Origin of the sequence: Streptomyces microflavus, from assembly GCF_014650075.1 — a bacterium.
GTDB classification, from domain to species: domain Bacteria; phylum Actinomycetota; class Actinomycetes; order Streptomycetales; family Streptomycetaceae; genus Streptomyces; species Streptomyces microflavus.
Genome location: NZ_BMUG01000023.1, coordinates 1 through 20713, shown reverse-complemented (window position 1 = coordinate 20713; position 20713 = coordinate 1). Strand labels below are relative to the sequence as shown.

General features: G+C 71.6%; 22 protein-coding genes. 7 read left to right on the top strand and 15 right to left on the bottom strand.

Annotated elements, in window-relative coordinates:
• Positions 1 to 79 precede the first annotated feature (79 nt).
• A complete protein-coding gene (locus IE264_RS37230) occupies positions 80 to 802 on the top strand; it encodes a DUF4232 domain-containing protein (protein ID WP_032760888.1) in 723 nt (240 codons plus the stop codon).
• Positions 803 to 907: 105 nt separating this feature from the next.
• Here IE264_RS37230 and IE264_RS37225 read toward each other — a convergent pair whose 3' ends face one another.
• Positions 908 to 1486: a dihydrofolate reductase family protein gene (locus IE264_RS37225; RefSeq protein WP_015609287.1), complete on the bottom strand. Its 579-nt coding sequence runs from the start codon at positions 1484 to 1486 to the stop codon at positions 908 to 910.
• 184 nt (positions 1487 to 1670) lie between these two features.
• Between IE264_RS37225 and IE264_RS37220 the strand changes: the two genes are divergently transcribed.
• The 3 genes from IE264_RS37220 (at position 1671) to IE264_RS37210 (ending at position 3521) form a co-directional block, all read left to right on the top strand.
• Positions 1671 to 2495, top strand: a complete 825-nt coding sequence (locus IE264_RS37220; protein WP_015609288.1) for a DUF4253 domain-containing protein — start codon at positions 1671 to 1673, stop codon at positions 2493 to 2495.
• 189 nt (positions 2496 to 2684) lie between these two features.
• Positions 2685 to 3026, top strand: a complete 342-nt coding sequence (locus IE264_RS37215; RefSeq protein WP_031126358.1) for a hypothetical protein — start codon at positions 2685 to 2687, stop codon at positions 3024 to 3026.
• A gap of 18 nt (positions 3027 to 3044) precedes the next feature.
• Positions 3045 to 3521, top strand: a complete 477-nt coding sequence (locus IE264_RS37210; protein ID WP_015609290.1) for a hypothetical protein — start codon at positions 3045 to 3047, stop codon at positions 3519 to 3521.
• Between the two features lie 7 nt (positions 3522 to 3528).
• Here IE264_RS37210 and hemB read toward each other — a convergent pair whose 3' ends face one another.
• The 6 genes from hemB to IE264_RS37180 form a co-directional block, all read right to left on the bottom strand.
• On the bottom strand, positions 3529 to 4533 hold the full coding sequence (gene hemB, locus IE264_RS37205; RefSeq protein ID WP_032760890.1) for a porphobilinogen synthase: 1005 nt from the start codon (positions 4531 to 4533) through the stop codon (positions 3529 to 3531).
• 142 nt (positions 4534 to 4675) lie between these two features.
• Positions 4676 to 6346, bottom strand: coding sequence for a bifunctional uroporphyrinogen-III C-methyltransferase/uroporphyrinogen-III synthase (locus IE264_RS37200; RefSeq protein WP_015609292.1), 1671 nt, complete (start codon positions 6344 to 6346; stop codon positions 4676 to 4678).
• Positions 6343 to 7329 carry a hydroxymethylbilane synthase gene (hemC, locus tag IE264_RS37195; RefSeq protein ID WP_015609293.1) on the bottom strand — a complete coding sequence of 329 codons (987 nt, stop codon included), beginning with the start codon at positions 7327 to 7329 and terminating at the stop codon, positions 6343 to 6345. The genes IE264_RS37200 and hemC overlap by 4 nt, the downstream gene beginning before the upstream one ends.
• Positions 7326 to 8819: a glutamyl-tRNA reductase gene (locus IE264_RS37190; RefSeq protein WP_015609294.1), complete on the bottom strand. Its 1494-nt coding sequence runs from the start codon at positions 8817 to 8819 to the stop codon at positions 7326 to 7328. The genes hemC and IE264_RS37190 overlap by 4 nt, the downstream gene beginning before the upstream one ends.
• The gene (locus tag IE264_RS37185) at positions 8816 to 9583 is read right to left on the bottom strand and encodes a redox-sensing transcriptional repressor Rex (protein ID WP_031126363.1); all 768 of its coding nucleotides are present in this window, start codon (positions 9581 to 9583) and stop codon (positions 8816 to 8818) included. Before IE264_RS37185 ends, IE264_RS37190 begins: the two co-directional genes overlap by 4 nt.
• 272 nt (positions 9584 to 9855) lie before the next feature.
• Positions 9856 to 10131 carry a glutaredoxin family protein gene (locus tag IE264_RS37180; RefSeq protein WP_031126364.1) on the bottom strand — a complete coding sequence of 92 codons (276 nt, stop codon included), beginning with the start codon at positions 10129 to 10131 and terminating at the stop codon, positions 9856 to 9858.
• A gap of 136 nt (positions 10132 to 10267) precedes the next feature.
• Here IE264_RS37180 and IE264_RS37175 point away from each other — a divergent pair, with 136 nt between their 5' ends.
• From IE264_RS37175 to IE264_RS37165, 3 genes are all read left to right on the top strand, one after another.
• Positions 10268 to 11212, top strand: a complete 945-nt coding sequence (locus IE264_RS37175) for an HAD family hydrolase (RefSeq protein ID WP_015609297.1) — start codon at positions 10268 to 10270, stop codon at positions 11210 to 11212.
• 246 nt (positions 11213 to 11458) lie between these two features.
• Positions 11459 to 12235 carry an ECF subfamily RNA polymerase sigma factor, BldN family gene (locus tag IE264_RS37170; protein WP_015609298.1) on the top strand — a complete coding sequence of 259 codons (777 nt, stop codon included), beginning with the start codon at positions 11459 to 11461 and terminating at the stop codon, positions 12233 to 12235.
• Between the two features lie 205 nt (positions 12236 to 12440).
• On the top strand, positions 12441 to 13661 hold the full coding sequence (locus IE264_RS37165) for a DUF5667 domain-containing protein (protein WP_015609299.1): 1221 nt from the start codon (positions 12441 to 12443) through the stop codon (positions 13659 to 13661).
• Positions 13662 to 13725: 64 nt separating this feature from the next.
• Here IE264_RS37165 and IE264_RS37160 read toward each other — a convergent pair whose 3' ends face one another.
• From IE264_RS37160 to IE264_RS37125, 8 genes are all read right to left on the bottom strand, one after another.
• Entirely contained in the window at positions 13726 to 14811 is a 1086-nt protein-coding gene (locus IE264_RS37160; protein WP_032760895.1) for a lysophospholipid acyltransferase family protein, read from the bottom strand.
• Between the two features lie 15 nt (positions 14812 to 14826).
• Positions 14827 to 15915, bottom strand: a complete 1089-nt coding sequence (locus IE264_RS37155; protein WP_032760896.1) for an NAD-dependent epimerase/dehydratase family protein — start codon at positions 15913 to 15915, stop codon at positions 14827 to 14829.
• A 171-nt stretch (positions 15916 to 16086) separates the two neighbouring features.
• Positions 16087 to 16185, bottom strand: coding sequence for a 30S ribosomal protein bS22 (locus tag IE264_RS37150; RefSeq protein WP_003948845.1), 99 nt, complete (start codon positions 16183 to 16185; stop codon positions 16087 to 16089).
• A 131-nt stretch (positions 16186 to 16316) separates the two neighbouring features.
• The gene (locus IE264_RS37145) at positions 16317 to 16529 is read right to left on the bottom strand and encodes a helix-turn-helix domain-containing protein (RefSeq protein ID WP_015609302.1); all 213 of its coding nucleotides are present in this window, start codon (positions 16527 to 16529) and stop codon (positions 16317 to 16319) included.
• A 129-nt stretch (positions 16530 to 16658) separates the two neighbouring features.
• Positions 16659 to 17474: a phosphatase gene (locus IE264_RS37140; protein WP_032760897.1), complete on the bottom strand. Its 816-nt coding sequence runs from the start codon at positions 17472 to 17474 to the stop codon at positions 16659 to 16661.
• A 102-nt stretch (positions 17475 to 17576) separates the two neighbouring features.
• Positions 17577 to 18749, bottom strand: coding sequence for an acetoin utilization protein AcuC (locus tag IE264_RS37135; RefSeq protein ID WP_032760904.1), 1173 nt, complete (start codon positions 18747 to 18749; stop codon positions 17577 to 17579).
• On the bottom strand, positions 18718 to 19917 hold the full coding sequence (locus tag IE264_RS37130; RefSeq protein ID WP_032760898.1) for an MFS transporter: 1200 nt from the start codon (positions 19915 to 19917) through the stop codon (positions 18718 to 18720). Before IE264_RS37130 ends, IE264_RS37135 begins: the two co-directional genes overlap by 32 nt.
• A 42-nt stretch (positions 19918 to 19959) precedes the next feature.
• The gene (locus IE264_RS37125; protein ID WP_032760899.1) at positions 19960 to 20604 is read right to left on the bottom strand and encodes an HAD family hydrolase; all 645 of its coding nucleotides are present in this window, start codon (positions 20602 to 20604) and stop codon (positions 19960 to 19962) included.
• Positions 20605 to 20713 lie beyond the last annotated feature (109 nt).

Here is a 20713-nt window from a genome sequence, read left to right as displayed (position 1 = left end):
CCACCCCACAAGCTCGGACCAGACCGCAGCACCAACCGACGTACCGAACCACGTACCGACCACGGGGAGTACCACCGCCATGCGCACCAACCGCATCCGCACCACCGCGCTCGCCGCCACCGCACTGGTGGCCGCCCTCTCGCTGACCGCCTGCGGCGGCGGCAACGAAGGCACCAGGAGCGCCGGCCCGGCCCCGGCCGCCGCGTCGAACACCGACGGCAAGGCGGAGTCCACCGCGCCGCAGACGCCGGAGACCACCGCCCCGCCCACCGGGACCCCCGCCGAGAACGCCTCCACCCCCGCCCGGGGCAAGCACGCGGGCGGCAACGGGAACGAAACCGCCCACAGCGGCACCGAGAAGGCGGCCCCGGCCGCCGCCACGGCCCGCACCGCCTGCACGACCGCGAACACCACCGTGACGGTCACCGAGGTGACCCGCCCGATCAACCACCTGCTGCTCACCCTGAAGAACACCGGCTCGGGCCTCTGCGACGCCTACTACGCGCCGCGCCTCGGCTTCGACGGCGCCCAGTCCGTCTTCCCGATCCTGGAGGACAGCAAGCCGCAGGCCGTGGTCACGCTCGCGCCCGGCGAGGAGGCGTACGCGGGCATCGGCCTGACCGGCGAGCCCGGCCAGGGCACGCTCCACAAGAGCAAGAACCTGTCGGTGCACTTCGCCAAGCGGAACGGCTCGACCTACGACACGCCCGCCAAGCTGAAGCTCCCGGCCGAGACCTACTGGGACGACAACGGCTTCGTCACCTACTGGCAGTCGGACCGGGCGACGGCGCTCACCTTCTGACGCCCCCTCCGACGCCCCTTCCGTCGCCCCTTTTCGGCACCGGATCGCCTTCAGAGGCCGACGCGTGAACCGTACGTACGGTTCACGCGTCGGCCCTCCGCCGCATCACGCGTCGGCCGGTGCCGGATCCGTCTCGTACCGCAGGAGCACCACCCCGTTGCCGAAGGCCCGGCTCTCCAGGAGCCGCAGCCCCTGCCGGTCCGCCCCCTCCCCGAAGAACGGGCGGCCCCGGCCGAGGAGGACGGGGTGGACGTAGACGCGGTACTCGTCCACGAGGTCCAGCCGCCGGAACGTCTCCACCAGGTCCGCCCCGCCGACGATCAGATCCCCGGCGGCCGCGTCGCGCACCGCGCACACCTGGTCCCGGTCCACCTCGCGCAGCAGGGTCGCCCCCGGCCCCACGCTCTCCAGCGTCCGGGAGTAGACGTACTTCGGCATCTCCCGCCAGATGCCCGCGAATTCGGCCATCGGCCCGGCGGAGTCGGGATCCTGGTCGGCGGTCGGCCAGAACTCCTCCATCAGCTGATAGGTGACGCGCCCCTCGACGAACGCACCCGCCGTGCGGAAGACGTCGTTGAAGTGCTGGTGCACCTCCTCGTCGACGGAATGCCACTCGATATCCCGGTCCGGCCCCTCGAAGAAGCCGTCGAGGGAGACCGAGATGGACGAAACGATCTTGTTCATGGAACCACCCACCGCAATCGCCGGAAACAGGCCTCCGCGACGATACGCGCGCCCGGGCCGAACAGGGCGTCCCCGGGGCCGAGTCGGGCGGCATCACCCCGGACATCACCCGGGCGTCCCCGGGCCCCTGCCGCTCCTCCTTCCGGCACCGGCGTTGTCAGTGGTGCCGCCTAGAGTCACCTCCATGGCGACGCTCCCGAATCCCCTGCCCTCCCTGGCCTCCTCGGGCCTGGACCTCCCGCCCGGCTCCCTGGTGGACGCCACGCTCGACGGCCCGTGGCACGAACCGCTGCTCTGGTACGCGGACGGGCCCGCCGCTCCCGGCGACTGGGCCGCCCTGCGCGCGGCCGGGCGGCGCCTGGGGCTGCTGCCGGTGTTGGTCAACGGCGGCTCGCGGGACCAGTGGCCCGAGGCGTGGGACCTCTGCCCGGACGCCACGTCGTACGCGGGCGACCACGACGCCGAAGAGGTGCTCGCGGGGTACTGGACGCAGTACGCGGACGACGAGGTGGGCGGCGCTCCGGAGGACGCCCCGGATCCGGAGCGCGCCCCCGGCCCCTGGCCCGGCCTCGCCCCGGCGCCCGTGCAGGAGGCCCCGGGCGACCCGGACGCGGCGGCCGCCGAGCTCGCCGACATCATCACCGCCGACCCCGACAGCTGGCTGGCGGGGGCCCGGCTCGCCCTCGTCCCGGCCCGCCGCACCGCCGACATACCGGCGGCGATCGGCTGGTCCGGCCCGATGAACCACGAGAACGACGTGGCCCGGCTCTGCGCGGTGCTCCGCTCCTGGGAGGACCGCTACGACCTGCGGGTCGTGGTGCTCGGCTTCGACACGATGATCGTCTCCGTGGGCCGCCCGCCGACCACCCTGGAGGAGGCCCGCGCGCTGGCCGCCGAGCACTACGCGTTCTGCCCCGACAACATCGACCAGTCCCCGCCGTACGACCTGGACGTCTACGCGGAGAAGCACCTCCTCGACCAGGAAGTGTGGTCGTTCTGGTGGGACTGACGACGGACCGCCCCACCGTGCACCGGTCGTCCCTCAGCCGGGACCTCAGCAGCATCACGCCGTAGCAGCGCGGCCCGGGCGGCGGCTGTGAGCGTCCGCCCGGAGCCCCGCCCCCGGGCGGACGGACCACCCGCCGGCTGAGCCCCCGTACTCATGCGAGCGACCGCCGCCCGAGGTTGACTCGTACGCATGCCCGACACCGCACGCGACCCCCGCGCCTGGATCGCCCCGCTGATCACCACGATCGTGACCCTGCCGATGGCACTGATCGCCCTGTTCGTCGGCGGCCTCACGCCGATGGCGTGCGACTCCTGCAACGGCGCCGCGGCCGACCGCTTCGACGCGAGCTTCGGCCCCGCGTGGACCGTCCTGCTGGTGGGCCTGCTGCTGACCCTGATGGCCCTGATCGCGAGCTGGGCCACCCCCTGGCAGCTCCGCAACGTAGCCCGCCGGGTGGGCCTGGCGCTGGCCGCACCCACCACACTCGTGGTCACTTTCGTAGCATTCATGGCACTGGTCGACTGGCCCTGACAGAAAGTGTCCACCCCCATGAACGACACGCACCCCCCGACCACGGCGGCCGCGGCAGCGGCCGAAGCCGCCGAACGCCTGATAGCCGAGTACCGCGCACTGCCCCCCGGCAGTGACCGCAAGCGCGAGATCATCACCGAACTGGACGCCAACGCACAGGCGTTGCCGTTCCTCGTCTCGGTGGTCGCCGACGCCGCGGAGTACGACCTCGCCCGCGTCGAGAGCGCCACCGTCCTGCGCGTCTGGCCCCCCGACGACCCCGACCTCCGCCGCCGCGCGGGCCGCGCCCTGCTCACCGCCCTGCGGGACCCGGAGGAGGACCTGGTCCGCCAGTACGCAGCGATGTCGCTGGCGCCCTACACCTCGGACCCGCTCGTCGCGATGGCCCTGGACTCCACCGCCCGCGCGGACCAGGACCCGCTGGTACGGGACAGCGCCCGCTTCTCCATCAAGGAGGCCCACCGGCTCCAGGAGACCGGAGCCGGCAGCCCCTGAGCCGCTCTCAGTCCCTGCCGCGTCCGAGCCACTGGGCGACCTCGGTCGCCCAGTAGGTGAGGATCATCTGCGCCCCGGCCCGCCGGATACCGGTCAGGCTCTCCAGGATCGCCTTGTCCCGGTCGATCCAGCCCTTCTCGGCGGCGGCCTCGATCATCGCGTACTCGCCGCTGATCTGGTACGCCGCGACCGGCACGTCCACCGACTCCGCGACCTTGGCCAGGATGTCCAGATAGGGTCCGGCGGGCTTCACCATGACCATGTCGGCGCCCTCCTCCAGGTCGAGCGCCAGCTCCCGCAGCGACTCCCGGGCGTTGGCCGGGTCCTGCTGGTAGGTCTTGCGGTCGCCGGTCAGCGAGGAGCCGACGGCCTCGCGGAAGGGGCCGTAGAAGGCCGAGCTGTACTTCGCGGTGTAGGCGAGGATCGACACGTCCTCGTACCCCGTCTGGTCCAGCGCGTCCCGGACCACGCCGACCTGGCCGTCCATCATGCCGCTGGGGCCCACCACATGGGCGCCGGCGTCCGCCTGGACCTGGGCCATCTCCGCGTACCGCTCCAGGGTCGCGTCGTTGTCCACCCGGCCGTCCGCCGTCAGGACCCCGCAGTGGCCGTGGTCGGTGTACTCGTCCAGGCACAGGTCCGACATGACGACGAGGTCGTCGCCGACCTCCTCGCGGACCGCGCGCAGGGCGACCTGGAGGATGCCGTCCGGGTCGGTGCCCGCCGTGCCCCGGGCGTCCTTCTTCGCGTCCTCCGGGACACCGAAGAGCATGATCCCCGAGACCCCGGCCGAGACCGCCTCGACGGCCGCCTTCCGCAGGGTGTCCAGGGTGTGCTGGTGCACGCCGGGCATGGCCGAGATGGCGACCGGGGCATCGATGCCCTCCCGTACGAACGCGGGGAGGATCAGGTTCGCGGGGTCGAGCCGTGTCTCGGCGACCATCCGCCGCATCGCCGGGGTCGTCCGCAGCCGCCGGGGCCGGGAGCCGGGGAAGTTTCCGTACGCAGTCATCCTCCGACGATAGACCCGCCCACATCACCCTCTTACCGACACCCGTGCCGGAAAAGGCCCCCCGAAAGGGCCCGCGAACGGCGGCGGGCCCGGCCGCCGAAGCGACCGGGCCCACTCATCCTCGTACTGCTGCGTACTGCTGTTACGTCGTCGTCCGGCGCCTGCGCGCACCCGGGCGGCGCTCGCTCGGCCGGGTCACCGGGTCGCCGGCCTCCTTCGCCGCGTCCCGCCGCTGCGCACCGAAGGCGGAGAGCGCCTCGGCGAGCTTGTGCACGGACGGCTCCGGGGACAGGACGTCCACGCGCAGGCCGTGCTCCTCGGCGGTCTTCGCGGTGGCCGGGCCGATACACGCGATGACGGTCACGTTGTGCGGCTTGCCCGCGATCCCGACCAGGTTGCGGACGGTCGAGGACGAGGTGAACAGGACCGCGTCGAAGCCGCCGCCCTTGATCGCCTCACGGGTGTCGGCCGGCGGCGGCGAGGCGCGGACCGTGCGGTACGCGGTGACGTCGTCGACCTCCCAGCCCAGCTCGATCAGCCCGGCCACCAGGGTCTCGGTGGCGATGTCGGCGCGCGGCAGGAACACCCGGTCGATCGGGTCGAAGACCGGGTCGTAGGGCGGCCAGTCCTCCAGCAGCCCGGCGGCGGACTGCTCACCGGAGGGCACCAGGTCCGGCTTCACACCGAAGTCGACCAGGGCGGCGGCGGTCTGCTCACCGACGGCCGCGACCTTGATCCCGGCGAACGCACGGGCGTCCAGCCCGTACTCCTCGAACTTCTCCCGCACCGCCTTGACGGCGTTGACGCTGGTGAAGGCGATCCACTCGTAGCGCCCGGTGACCAGGCCCTTGACCGCGCGCTCCATCTGCTGGGGCGTACGCGGCGGCTCGACGGCGATCGTCGGGACCTCGTGCGGCACCGCACCGTAGGAACGGAGCTGGTCGGAGAGCGACGCGGCCTGCTCCTTCGTACGCGGCACGAGCACCTTCCAGCCGAACAGCGGCTTGGACTCGAACCACGCGAGCTGGTCGCGCTGGGCGGCGGAGCTGCGCTCACCGACCACGGCTATGACCGGCCGGTGCCCCTCCGGGGAGGGCAGCACCTTCGCCTGCTTGAGGGTCTGGGCGATCGTCCCGAGGGTCGCCGTCCAGGTCCGCTGGCGGGTGGTGGTGCCGCCGATCGTCACCGTGAGCGGGGTGTCGGGCTTGCGGCCCGCGGAGACCAGCTCACCGGCGGCGGCCGCGACCGAGTCCAGCGTGGTGGAGACGACGGCGGTCGCATCGCTCGCGCCGACCTCGCTCCAGCACCGGTCGGAGGCGGTACGGGCGTCGACGAAGCGCACGTCGGCACCCTGCGCGTCACGCAGCGGCACCCCGGCGTACGCGGGCACGCCGACGGCGTTCGCGACGCCCGGGACGACCTCGAAGGGCACCCCGGCGGCGGCGCAGGCGAGCATCTCCACGCCCGCGTTGCCGTCCAGGCCCGGGTCGCCCGCGACAGCACGGACCACCCGCCTGCCGCCCTTCGCGGCCTCCATGACAAGATTGGCCGCATCCCTGAGAACGGGTACCCCGACGGCTGTTGACGACACGTCAACAACCGTCAGCTCAGGCGTGCTTACGCCTGCCCGCGCATGACCGCGAACGACGTCGAGAACGTCCGGTTCGGCGACAAGGACGTCCGCGCTCGCAAGCGCCTCGACGGCGCGCAGCGTCAGCAGTCCCGGGTCGCCGGGACCGGCGCCGAGGAAGGTGACCTGACCTTGTGGGGACAGGGCAGGAAAGTCGGATGCGGCGGGGCCGGTGGGGCTCAAAGTGCTCGCTCCCCCATAAGACCGGCCGCACCCTTGGCGAGCATCTCGGCCGCGAGTTCGCGACCAAGGGCCGCCGCGTCGTCGTGCGACGTGGGGACGGGACCGGTGGTGGACAGCTGTACCAGCGAGGAACCGTCGGTGGAACCGACGACTCCGCGCAGGCGCAGTTCGTTGACAACCTGTCCGTCGACCAGGAGGTCGGCCAGCGCACCCACAGGTGCGGAGCAGCCGGCCTCCAGGGCGGCGAGCAGGGCACGTTCGGCGGTCACGGCGACCCGGGTGTACGGGTCGTCGAGCTCGGCGAGCGCGGCGGCGAGGTCGGCGCTTGTGGCAGCGCACTCGATCGCCAGTGCTCCCTGGCCGGGAGCGGGCAAAATGGTGTCGACCGGCAGGAAGTCGGTCACCTCACCGGTCCGGCCCAGACGGCTGAGCCCGGCGGCGGCGAGAACCACCGCGTCGAGCTCCCCGTCCCGCACGAACCCGATCCGCGTGTCGACGTTGCCCCGGATGGGGACGGTCTCGATCCGCAGGCCGTGGGAGCGGGCGTACGCGTTGAGCTGCGCCATGCGGCGCGGCGAGCCGGTGCCGATGCGGGCGCCGTCGGGCAGCTGCTGGAAGGTCAGCCCGTCGCGGGCCACCAGGGCGTCGCGCGGGTCCTCGCGCGGCGGCACGGCCGCCAGCACGAGGTCGTCGGGCTGGCTGGTCGGCAGGTCCTTGAGCGAGTGGACGGCGAAGTCCACCTCGCCCCGCAGCAGCGCCTCGCGCAGGGCCGCGACGAACACACCGGTGCCGCCGATCTGCGCCAGGTGCTCGCGGGAGGTGTCCCCGTACGTGGTGATCTCGACGAGCTCGACGGCGCGCCCGGTCACCTCGCGGACCGCCTCGGCGACGAGGCCGGACTGGGCCATGGCGAGCTTGGAGCGCCGGGTGCCCAGCCGGAGCGGCGCGGAACTCCGCGCGCCCGGCGATGAGTTGTCGGTCATGACCGCCCTCTATTCGGGTCGTTCAGGTCTGCCCGGGAGACGGCGGCCACCGTCTGCGGGTCGAGGTCGAAGAGTTCGCGCAGCGCGTCCGCGTACCCGGCGCCGCCGGGCTCGCTGGCCAGCTGTTTGACCCGCACGGTGGGCGCGTGCAGGAGTTTGTCGACGACGCGGCGCACGGTCTGGGTGATCTCGGCGCGCTGCTTCTCGTCCAGGTCGGGGAGGCGGCCGTCCAGCCGGGCGATCTCGCCGGCGACGACGTCGGCGGCCATGGTGCGCAGGGCGACCACGGTCGGCGCGACATGGGCGGCGCGCTGGGCGGCGCCGAAGGCGGCCACCTCGTCGGCGACGATCGTGCGCACCTGGTCCACGTCGGCGGCCATCGGGGCATCGGCGGAGGCGTCGGCGAGCGACTCGATGTCGACGAGGCGCACCCCGTCGATGCGGTGGGCGGCGCCGTCGATGTCGCGCGGCATGGCGAGGTCGAGCAGCGCGAGCCTCACCGGTCCGGTGGACTGCGCGGGCAGGACGACGCGGCGCGGGGCGGCCGGGGCGGAGGTGGCGGAACCGTTCTCCACCCAGGCGGCGTGCTGGTCGACGTCGGCCGGGGCCGGGGCGGCCGTCACGGCCTCCGGCTCGGCCGAGGTGTCCAGGGTGACGCCGAGGGCGTCCGCGAGGGCGTCGGCGGTGAGCACGAGGCCGGTGGCACCGGTGCAGGAGACGACGACGTCGGCACGTGTCAGTTCGTCGCCGACCGCGGACATCTCGACGGCGTGGGCGCGAACGGTGGTGTCGTCGCCCTGCTGGAGGATCTCCACCAGCCGGTCGGCGCGGGAGCGGGTCCGGTTGGCGACGACGATCTCGGCGACCCCTGTCCTGGCCAGGGTGGCGGCGGCCAGCGAGGACATCGAGCCCGCACCGATCACCAGGGCGCGCTTGCCCCGGGCCCAGAGGCCCGGGTCGGCCCCGGCGGCGAGCTGCTGGAGCCCGAAGGAGACGAGCGACTGCCCGGCCCGGTCGATGCCGGTCTCGCTGTGGGCGCGCTTGCCGACCCGCAGGGCCTGCTGGAAGAGGTCGTTGAGCAGCCGTCCGGCGGTGTGCAGCTCCTGGCCGCGCGCGAGCGCGTCCTTGATCTGGCCGAGGATCTGGCCCTCGCCGACGACCATCGAGTCCAGGCCGCAGGCCACCGAGAAGAGGTGGTGGACGGCCCGGTCCTCGTAGTGCACATAGAGATACGGAGTGAGCTCGTCCAGCCCGACGCCGCTGTGCTGGGCGAGCAGGGTGGAGAGCTCGGCGACGCCCGCGTGGAACTTGTCCACGTCCGCGTACAGCTCGATGCGGTTGCAGGTGGCCAGCACGGCGGCCTCGGTCGCGGGTTCCGCGGCGAGGGTGTCCTGGAGCAGCTTGGCCTGGGTGTCGGCAGCGAGGGAGGCCCGCTCCAGTACGGAGACGGGGGCGCTGCGGTGGCTCAGTCCGACGACGAGGAGGCTCATGCCGGCATCACGGCGGGCATGTCCCCGTCGGGTCCCTTCCGGCTCGCGGGCGTGGCACGCATCGGCGGGGCCTCGGGGTCGTCGCCCTCCGGGGGCGCGTCCTCCCCGGCCTTGCGCTGCTCGTGGAAGGCCAGGATCTGGAGCTCGATGGAGAGGTCGACCTTGCGTACGTCGACGCCCTCGGGCACCGAGAGAACGGTCGGCGCGAAGTTCAGGATGGAGGTCACACCCGCGGCCACGAGCCGGTCGCAGACCTGCTGGGCGGCGCCGGGCGGGGTGGTGATCACGCCGATGGACACACCGTTGTCGCTGATGATCCGGTCCAGGTCGTCGGTGTGCTGGACGGCGATCCCGGCCACCGGCGTACCGGCCATGGCGGGGTCGGCGTCGATCAGCGCGGCGACCCGGAAGCCGCGGGAGGCGAAGCCGCCGTAGTTGGCGAGGGCCGCGCCGAGGTTGCCGATGCCGACGATGGCGACCGGCCAGTCCTGGGTGAGGCCGAGCTCGCGGGAGATCTGGTAGACGAGATACTCGACGTCGTACCCGACACCGCGGGTGCCGTAGGACCCCAGGTAGCTGAAGTCCTTGCGCAGCTTCGCGGAGTTGACCCCGGCCGCGGTGGCCAGCTCCTCCGAGGAGACCGTGGGAACGGATCGCTCGGAGAGCGCGGTGAGTGCGCGCAGATACAGCGGAAGTCGGGCGACGGTGGCCTCGGGAATTCCTCGGCTACGGGTCGCCGGTCGGTGAGTTCGGCCAGTTGCCACGGTGCTCCTGCGGGATGAGCGGGGCTGCAGGCGGCCGTATGTCCCAGGACCGCCCCGTCGAATGCAGGCTATGTCTTTGTGAACGCGTGCACAAAGATGGTGTCCGTTTTGTCCGGTCAAAGTGACCGGGGTCACGCACATTGCCCGTGCGATCCCGGAACCAAGGACCGCATCAGCCCGTTGCAGCCTCGAAGAGGGCAAAGCGGTACACACTCCTCATGTCTACGCCCCCGAGACCACTCAAAACGCCCATGATGTTAACCGAGTTTCACTCACGCACCCAGTGCCTTGCGCAGCCTCCCGGGGTCCACCCGCCAGAACGTGTGCTGTTCGTCATCGATCAGCACCACCGGAATCTGCTCCCAGTACTCCTTGTACAGCTCCTCGTCCTGCGTGATGTCCTTCTCCACCCACGACGCACCGGTCTCCTCGCAGACCGCACTCACCACCGCCCGAGCGTCCTCGCACAGATGACATCCGGGCTTCCCCACGAGGGTGACCACCCGGTCGGCGGGCCTCTTCTTCGTACGACGCAGCAGAGCACTCATGCCCCTCATTCTGCGCCTGTCCGCACCACCGGCGGACCGCCCGGAATCGCCCGATTAACGATTCGGCCCCGCAGAGTTCACGCCGTCGCATCCCGGCAGGTCGGGCACGTACGGACGGACTGGCTATGCTCACCGCATGGCCGCTCTTGGATGGCTCACACCCCGTAGGCGTTCCGCGACTGCACGGAGCGTCCTGGCAGGCGAGGCCGCGGCCGAGGCCGCACGCAAGACCTCGGCCGAGGACGAATCCGCCCTCCTGACCGGAGCCCCCGAACAGGCACCCGAGGAGCCCGCGTTCCCCGTCGCCGGCGACGACCGCGCCGCCGCCTTCTTCGACCTCGACAACACCGTCATGCAGGGCGCCGCGATCTTCCACTTCGGCCGGGGCCTGTACAAGCGGAAGTTCTTCGAGCGCCGCGAGCTCACCCGGTTCGCGTGGCAGCAGGCGTGGTTCCGGCTGGCCGGTGTCGAGGACCCCGAGCACATGCAGGACGCCCGCGACAGCGCGCTCTCCATCGTCAAGGGCCACCGCGTCTCCGAGCTGATGTCCATCGGCGAGGAGATCTACGACGAGTACATGGCCGACCGCATCTGGCCCGGCACCCGCGCCCTGGCCCAGGCCCACCTGGACGCCGGCCAGCGCGTCTGGCTGGTCACCGCCGCCCCGGTGGAGACCGCCACCATCATCGCCCGCCGGCTCGGCCTGACCGGCGCGCTCGGCACCGTCGCCGAATCGGTCGACGGCGTCTACACCGGCCGCCTGGTGGGCGAGCCGCTGCACGGCCCCGCCAAGGCCGAGGCCGTACGCGCCCTGGCGGCGGCCGAGGGGCTGGACCTGGAACGCTGCGCCGCCTACAGCGACTCGCACAACGACATCCCGATGCTCTCGCTGGTCGGCCACCCCTACGCGATCAACCCGGACACCAAGCTCCGCAAGCACGCCCGCGCCCTGGACTGGCGGCTGCGCGACTACCGCACCGGCCGCAAGGCGGCCAAGGTCGGCATCCCCGCCGCGGCCGGGGTCGGCGCACTGGCGGGCGGCACCGCCGCCGCTCTCGCCCTGCACCGCCGCCGCCGCTGACCACAGCGCGAGAGCGGCAGAGCGACAGATCACGAAGCAATCCGATCAATAACTGATCACGATGTGCTGCTCGATGCGTCACTTAGTGATACAAGAAACGACGTAATCGATGATTTAGGCAACTGGGTGTAGCGCCGCCTGCACGAAGCGTTATTCTCCTCAGACGCATCACGGAGACCGCCGCTCGCTACGACGAGTGACGTTTTTCGAACTGCTCGTGATGGAAGCTCTGCCTCTGGGAGTCCCGTGTACCCACACGTCGGGGTTGACGCCTCGGGCCTGGCTACGCTGCGTGCATCGGTCATTGACCGCTTGCGCGGCTTCGTCCCCACCGCGTACGCCGTCCCCGCCTTTGCCACCCCTGCACCTGCCGGCCCCTGCTACGCCATGGCCGAACGCAGTGCGGCGGTCGGAAGACGCACTACCCGCGCCGCCTCGACCACGTCGACCGTCCGCCGTCCCACGGCGGACAGCGACAGCGCGCGCATGATGGATCTCGTCGAGCGCGCGCAGGCCGGCGAGGCCGACGCCTTCGGCCGCCTGTACGACCAGTACAGCGACACCGTGTACCGGTACATCTACTACCGCGTGGGCGGCAAGGCGACCGCGGAGGACCTCACCAGTGAGACCTTCCTCCGCGCGCTGCGCCGTATCTCCACGTTCACCTGGCAGGGCCGTGACTTCGGCGCCTGGCTGGTCACCATCGCTCGCAACCTGGTCGCCGACCACTTCAAATCCAGTCGGTTCCGACTGGAAGTGACCACCGGCGAAATGCTCGACGCCAACGAGGTGGCGCGCTCCCCCGAGGACTCCGTCCTGGAGTCCCTCTCCAACGCCGCACTGCTCCAGGCCGTGCGCCGACTCAATCCACAGCAGCAGGAGTGCGTCACGCTCCGCTTCCTGCAAGGCCTCTCGGTCGCCGAGACGGCCCGGGTGATGGGAAAGAACGAAGGCGCGATCAAGACCTTGCAGTACCGCGCCGTCCGGACGCTCGCCCGGCTCCTGCCGGACGACGCCCGCTGACCGGAAGTAACCGTCCCCTTACGCACTGGTCCGATCATCTTTCGTGCGTAACCCAAGTGCCGAGCGACTCGTTGTGCCGGTTGCAGGCCCCCTGTCGTCACCCCATGTCCGTAGCCACTCACTCCATCGAGTGGAAACGCTCAAGGTGTGCAACCTTCCGGACCGCCAGGGGAGTCGACCGTCATGACGAGAGGAGGTGCCGCCAGTGATCGCAAACGTTTCGGCACACCGGCGGGCGAACGCCTTCGCCCAGGCCCTGGAGGAGCAGAACCCCCAGGGTGCGGCGGCCGTACAGCCCGAGGAACCGGCCGACCAGGCCGACCCCGGACCGCTGTTGGCCCTGGCGAACGGCCTCGGTGAGCTACCGAAGCCGCAGTTGGACCCCGAGGTCAAAGTGGTGCAGCGAGCCCAGCTCGTCGCGGCCATGGAGGCCATGTTCGCCGAGGGCGGCGCATCGACGGGCCCTACGGTGCCCGTGCAACGGGGCAAGGGGGCCCACCGGGCCTCACCACTGCGCAAACTGCGTCCCCGCTCCCGCTGGGCGAAAGGGCTCACCGCCGGTGGGCTCACCGTGGGTGTGGCAGCCGGCGCGTTCGGCGGAGTGGCCGCTGCCAGCTCCGACGCCCTGCCCGGTGACTCGCTGTACGGGCTGAAGCGCGGGATGGAGGACATCAGCCTCGGCATGGCCAAGGGCGACGCCGACCGCGGCGAGGTCTACCTCGACCAGGCGTCCACCCGGCTCAGCGAGGCCCGCAGACTCATGGAGCGCGGCCGCTCCGGCGAGCTGGACCACGAATCCCTCGGCGCCGTCAGACGCGCACTCAACGGCATGTCCCACGACGCCTCCGAGGGCCACCGCCTGCTCCACTCCGCCTACCAGCGCGACGGCTCCATCGGCCCCATGCAGACCCTGGACACCTTCTCCCGCTCGCACCGCTCCACCTGGAGCAGCATCCGCGACCGGCTGCCCGTCCAGCTCACCGACATCCGCGACCAGGTCAGCTCGGTCTTCGAGGCCATAGAGGACGACGTCGCCCCGCTCCAGTCCCTCCTCCCCCGCACCCCGGGCGGCAGCGAGGACACCGGGCGCTCCGACTCCACCACACCGGACACCGGATCCCCCCGGACCGACGACCCCGCCCCCGCGCCCCCCGCCCCCTCCGAGGGCCGCACCGACTCCAGCACCGCGCCGAAGCCCTCGGGTTCGGCGGGCTCCTCCGGCTCCGCCCCCGAGGACGGCCTCCTCAACGGCGGTACGGACGGACTGCTCGACGACCTCCCCACGGACGGCCTCACCCAGCCGTCCCCGGAGGACCGGCCGAGCACCCCGCCCCGCCCCGCCCCCGACGTCACACTGCCCCCGCTGCTCCCCGGGCTCCTCCCCGGCCTGGGGATCGACGGGGAGAACCTCAAGCCCAAGCCGTAGGGCATACGTCGGAGGGGGCCGGTACGCGATTCGCGCACCGGCCCCCTCTCACGTACCCGAGCCCTCAGAAGAAGACCGACCGCCGCTGCACCAGCAGCTTGTACAGCGTGTGCTGGATCTGCTCACGCACCTGGTCCGTCAGGTTGAACATCAGCATCGGGTCCTCGGCCGCCTCCGGCGGATAGCCGTCCGTCGGGATCGGCTCACCGAACTGGATCGTCCACTTCGTCGGCAGCGGCACCGCGCCCAGCGGCCCCAGCCACGGGAACGTGGGCGTGATCGGGAAGTACGGGAAGCCCAGCAGCCGCGCCAGTGTCTTCGCGTTGCCGATCATCGGATAGATCTCCTCGGCCCCCACGATCGAGCACGGCACGATCGGCGCCCCCGCCCGCAGCGCCGTCGACACGAACCCGCCCCGCCCGAAGCGCTGCAGCTTGTAACGGTCACCGAACGGCTTGCCGATGCCCTTGAACCCCTCCGGCATCACCCCGACGATCTCGCCGAGCTCCAGCAGCCGCTGCGCGTCCTCCGCACAGGCCAGCGTGTGCCCGGCCTTGCGCGCCAGCTCGTTGACGACCGGCAGGTGGAAGACCAGATCGGCGGCGAGCAGCCGCAGATGGCGCTCGGCCGGGTGGTTGTCGTGCACCGCGACCTGGAGCATCAGCCCGTCCAGCGGCAGCGTCCCGGAGTGGTTGGCCACGATGAGCGCCCCGCCGTCCGACGGGATGTTCTCGATGCCCTTCACCTCGACCCGGAAGTACTTGTCCGCCAGCGGCCGGAGCGCCGACATCAGGACCTGGTCGGTGAGCTCCTTGTCGTAACCGAACTCGTCGACCTCGTAGTCGCCGGTGACCCGCCGCCGCAGGAACGCCAGCCCGCCCGCGATCCGCCGGTCCCAGCCACCGCCCGCATCGGCCGGCGCACCCACCCCGCCCACCGCCTCCTCCTGAGGCTGCTGGGGGTCCTGCGCCCCCTCCGCCCCGTCCGAGGGGGACTCGGGGAGCCGCCCGCCCGGCAGGGCGCTCACAGGGGCCGTGGAGCCGTCGCCCCGGCCGCCGGAGCCCGCCCCGGTCCGGCGCCGCGCGGGACGCGACGCGGACCCGGACCGCGAACGGTCGTCGTCGAACGGAATGACCTTGGCGTCCGCCATCGTGGATGCGCTCCTCTACCTGGCGCCGTGAGTCGTCTGTACCGCACCGGCCCCGCGCTCCCGCGGCCCGGCACCCCCCGGCAGCGGCAGCTCCGCCAGCCGGTCCACCGCCCTGCCCACCGTCTCCGGCGGCAGCAGCCCCGGACCCCGGCTCCGCGCGAACTCCGCGAAGGTCTCGGCCGTGGTGAACTCCGGCCGGAAACCGAGGGTCTCGCGCATCTGCACGGTCGAGACCACCCTGCCATGGGTCAGCAGCCTGATCTGTTCCGGCGAGAAGTCGGTCATCCCGATCGTACGGAGCGCCGAACCGACCCAGGTGACGGCGGGCAGCAGCACCGGCACGGTCGGCCGCCCCAGCCGCCGCGAGCACTGCGAGAGCAACAGCACACCGTCCCCGGCGATGTTGAAGGTCCCGCTGTTCAGCGTCCCGCGCCGCGGCTCACTTGCCGCGATCCCCAGTACGTCGATGACGTCGTCCTCGTGCACGAACTGGAGCCGGGGGTCGTAGCCGAAGACGGTCGGCAGGACGGGCAGCGACAGATAGTCCGCGAGCGGCGAGTCCGGCCGCGGACCCAGGATGTTGGCGAACCGCAGCACGCACACCGCGACGTCCGGCCGGCGCCGGGCGAAGCCCCGTACGTACCCCTCGACCTCCACCGCGTCCTTCGCGAACCCGCCGCTCGGCAGCGACTTGGGCGGGGTGGTCTCGGTGAACACCGCCGGATCGCGGGGCGCCGACCCGTACACACTCGTACTGGACTTCACCACGAGCCGCTGGACGGTCGGCGACTTCTGGCAGGCACCGAGCAGCTGCATGGTGCCGATGACGTTGGTCTCCTTGATCGCCGTCCGGCCGGCGGTGCCGAGCGCCTTGCCGGAGACGTCCAGGTGCACGACCGTGTCGACGGCGTACTCGGCCAGGATCCGCGCCAGGGCGGACTGCCGGATGTCCGCGCGGACGAACTCAGCGTCCCCCAGCGGATGCGAGGGCGCGACCGCGTCGACGCCGATCACCCGGTCCACTCCCGGCTCGCGCTGGACGCGCCGGACGAAGCGGCCCCCCAGCTGCCGGGCCACTCCTGTGACGAGGACGACCTTCCCCAAGACCAGCGCCTTCCGTCGGACCGGGAAGCGGTACCTGCTTCCCGCGGTAACTTCCCTGGCCGTCACCGTAGCGGGTGGACGCCGTCCTGTGACGACCCCGGGCCCCGAAACGCACCGCAGCCCTCCCGCCAGGACGGCGGAAGGGCTGCGGATCTCACGAACTGCGTTCGCTTACTTCTTGTTGCGACGCTGAACGCGCGTGCGCTTGAGCAGCTTGCGGTGCTTCTTCTTGGCCATCCGCTTGCGCCGCTTCTTGATAACAGAGCCCACGACTACCCTCGCTCACTTCATTTTCACTGGTGCGGGGCGTCTGGGCCCACACGACCTACGTCGGCCTAGCCTACCCGCCACCGGGTGAGGGACGTAATCCGAGGGCAAACCCCAGCCGTCCGAAGGCGGCCTCAGGCTGATTCCACCCCCACAAAGGACTCGCGGAGATACGCGTGAACCGCTTGCTCCGGCACCCGGAAGGACCTGCCCACCCGGATCGCCGGCAGATGACCGCTGTGCACCAAGCGGTACACGGTCATCTTCGACACTCGCATGACCGAGGCGACTTCCGCCACGGTCAGAAACCTGACCTCGTTGAGAGGCCTCTCGTTGTCAGCAGCCATGACCCACCTGTACCTTCCGCACCGGACGCGCACCGGCTTCCCCTCCGGTGACTCTTCGTCGCTGTGCGCTCACTCCCCAGATTAGGGGCGGGTGGTGCGAGTGGGGAAGAGGAGGGACGACCAGGCCACTTACGAGGGCAGGCCCGCCCGGTGGAGCACGTACCGCGTCAGTGGCCGGTAGTAGTGCGACCGGACCCCGTCGTCCAGCGGCACGACGACGGAAACCCGCCCCTCGGCCTCGCCGACGAAGAGCGCGGGATCGTCCGTATCCGCCGGCCCGATCGCCTCGATACCGAGCTGACCTGCGCCGCAGACCCACCCGTGATCCCCGATCACCAGCTCCGGAAGCACCCCGTACCGCTCCGCCGAGTCCTGCAGCGCCACCCTGACCGGCAGCGGCGAATGCGTGTGTGCGCCGGTTTCACCACCCGAAGGCCGCCCCCCGGGTTCACGGACCAGGGCGACGCCCCGTACGTAGTCGAGGTTGTACGTGCGTACGCCGAACCGGGTCGTTATGTCGATACATCTCCCCTGCGCGGGGGTGAGAACAGGACACCCCGCCGCCGACAAGGCGTCTGCCAGCCCGGCGTAGAAACCCAGCAGCCGGTGCGGATGCCCGGTCCCCAGAAGCACCGGAACCCGCCGCGCCGCCGCCCGCCCCAGCCGCTCGGCGAACGCGTCCAGCGCGGCCACCGTCCGCTCCGGGTCGATCGCGTCGGGCCCCGACACATGCGCGGGATCGGCCGAGACCCCGCACCGGTCCGCCATCAGCCGCAGCAGCTCCGGCTCGTCCCAGGTCCGCTCGGGCGAGAGACCGAGCATCACCCGCGGATCCCGCGCCGCGAACAGCCGGTAGCTGCGCAGACTGTTCTCGCGCGGCGTGGCCACGGGCCCGGCCAGCCGGGCCGCCAGCAGATGGGCGCGCAACGCCCCGGTGCTCAACACCCTCGGGATGCTGCCGTACCCACCCGCCCGGCCGGGCGGGATTCCCGGTACGCCCCACCGTTGGCGTAACCGCACGGCACAATGCCCCCGTGCGTACGCCCCTCAGGCCAGCAGCCCCCGCAGCGGGAACGCCGCCTTCCGGGTCGCGATGACCGCCTGGTCCAGCCGGTCCGCCGGGTCGTACCCGTCCTCCCAGGACTTCCAGGAAGGCGTACGCCCATCCGTCATCCGGCCGGGGCCCAACTGCCGCGTACGGGCGTAGACAAGGTCGCGCCACGACGGCGGGACCACCGACTCCGGGTCGACGGGAGCGTGCGCGGCGATCCCCACCAGATGCGTCCACGACCGCGGTACGACATCCACCACCGCGTACCCGCCCCCGCCGAGCGCCACCCACCGCCCGCCCTCCGCGTACCGGTGCGCCAGCTCATGACAGGACTCCATGACCGCCCGCTGCGCGTCCAGGGAGACGGCGAGATGGGCGAGCGGGTCCTCGAAGTGGGTGTCGGCCCCGTGCTGCGTGACGAGCACCTGCGGCCGGAAATCGGCCAGCAGCTCGGGCACGACGGCGTGGAACGCCCGCAGCCACCCCGCGTCCCCGGTCCCGGCGGGCAGCGCCAGGTTGACCGCGGAACCCTCACCCTCCCCGGCCCCGGTCTCCTCCGGCCACCCCGTCTGCGGGAAGAGCGTGCGCGGGTGCTCGTGCAGGGAGATCGTCAGCACCCTGGGGTCCTCCCAGAACGCGGCCTGCACCCCGTCCCCGTGGTGGACGTCCACATCCACGTACGCGACCCGCTCGGCGCCCAGCTCCAGCAGCCGGGCGATGGCGAGGGCCGGGTCGTTGTAGATGCAGAACCCGGCGGCCGCCCCCGGCATGGCGTGATGCAGCCCCCCGGTGAAGTTCACCGCGTGCGCGGTCTCCCCGCGCCACACGGCCTCGGCGGCCCCCACGGAGAGCCCGGCGATCAGCGCGGACGCCTCGTGCATCCCCTCGAACGCCGGATCGTCCACCGTCCCGAGCCCGTAGTCCTGGTCGGCGGCCCGGGGATCGGCCGAGGCTGCCCGCACCGCCGACACGTAGTCCTGCCGGTGCACGAGCCGCAGGGTCGAATCCCCGAGCGGCCTCGCCGCCCGCAGGTCCACCGCCCCGTCCAGCCCGAACGCCCGCACCAGCCCCATCGTCAGGGCCAGCCGGACCGGGTCCATGGGGTGGCTCTCCCCGAAGTCGTATCCCGTAACTGCGTCATCCCACATCAGCTGTGTGCGGCCGCTCATGCCCGCCACCGTATCGGGCGGGCTCCGGCGCGAACGAGCGGGCATACACCAGCGTCGCCAGCACCAGAACCATCGGTACGAGCATGGCGCCCCGGTAGCTCCACGCGTCCCCCAGAACCCCCACCAGCGGCGAACCCACCAGGAACCCGACATAGTTGAAGATGTTCAGCCGGGCCACGGCGACATCACTGTTCCCCGGGAACATCCGCCCGGCCGCCGCGAAGGTCTGCGGCACGATCACACAGAGCCCGAGCCCCAGCATGGTGAACCCGAGCATCCCCACCCAGGCCCCCGGCGCCACCGCCACCACCGCGAACCCGCCGGCCGCCAGCAGACTCCCGCCCCGCACGACGGCGACCGCCCCGAACCGCCGGACCCCGAGGTCCCCGACGGCCCGGCCCAGCAGCGTCGTCACCATGTAGACGTTGTACGGAAGGGTCGACATCTGCTCCGAGCTGCCGAGCACGTCCTGAAGGTACTTGGCACTCCAGTTGGAGACGGTCGAGTCACCGATGTACGCGAAGCACATCACCAGGCAGAGCGGCAGCAGCAGCTTGAACGGGACGGAACCACCCGCGGCCGGCGGTCCGCCGGCCTTCTCCGGGCTCCTCCCCTCCGTGTACCACCGGCTGCCGACCAGCACGGCGGGCAACAGCACCGCCACCACGGGGAGGTAGGACACGAACAACGACAGATCCCAGCGCGCCCCGACCCACGCCAGGGACGCCCCGGCGATCCCGCCGAGGCTGTACGCGGCGTGGAAGCCGAGCATGATGCTGCGCCCGTACGCCCGCTGCAGGCTGACGCCCATCATGTTCATCGAGGCGTCCAGCGCCCCGACCGCCAGCCCGAACACCCCGAGCGCGACAGCGATGTGCCAGAGCTCCCGGCCCGCGCCCACCCCGAGCAGGGCGAGCAGGACGAGGGGCTGCGCCCACCGCAGGACGACACCGGGCCGCACCCGGGCGACCACCTTCTCGGTGAGTACGCTGCCGGCGCCCGCCAGGATCGGGACGGCGGCGAGGAAGACGGGCAGCAGCCCGTCGGATATCCCGTACTGGTCCTGAAGGGCGGGGATCCGCGTCACGAGGAGTGCGAACGCCACCCCCTGGACGCCGAAGCTCAGCGCCAGTGAAGCCCTGCCGTGCCGCAAGCCCGCGTCTGTCATGGCGGCGAGCGTAAGCCCAGGATCTACCCATGGGTAGATGGATCAGGCGAGGAGTCCCGGGAGTTGGGCCATGTCCGAGAAGTGCCCGGTCACTCCGGTCAGCCGGTCCGCGGGCATCATCGACGTGAACCCGTACACATCCATCCCCGCGGCACGGGCCGCCTCGACCCCGAGCGGGCTGTCCTCGATGACGACGCACCGCTCCGGCGCGACACCCATCCGCTCGGCGGCGTGCAGGAACAGGTCCGGCGCCGGCTTGCCCCGCCCGACATCCTCCGAGCTGAAGATCCACTCCTCCTCGAACCACTGGTCGAGCCCGGTCCTGCGGTGCCCGACCCGGATCTTCTCGTGGCTCCCGGACGAGGCGACGCAGTAGTCGACCCCATCGGCGACGAGCTTGCCGAGCAGCTCCTCTGTCCCGTCCACCGCCACCAGCTCCTGCTGGAAGGCGGCGAAGGTCCGGGCCTGGAGGATGTCCTCGAAGTCCGCGGGGAGCTTCTCGCCACCCCGCTCGTCGACGAGGTCGTGCACCCGGTGCACGGCGGCCCCCATGTAGTCGCGGAGCGACTCCTCGTACGAGGTGGGGTGACCGAGTTCGGTGAGGTAGCCGGCGAGGATGGTGTTGGCGATCGGCTCACTGTCGACGAGCACACCATCGTTGTCGAAGATGACCAGTTCGTAGCGCATGGTTCGACCCTAGACGTTCAGAACGCAGAAAAGCCCCGTGCCACAAGGCACGGGGCTTTCCCGGAAAAATTGTTCGGCGGCGTCCTACTCTCCCACAGGGTCCCCCCTG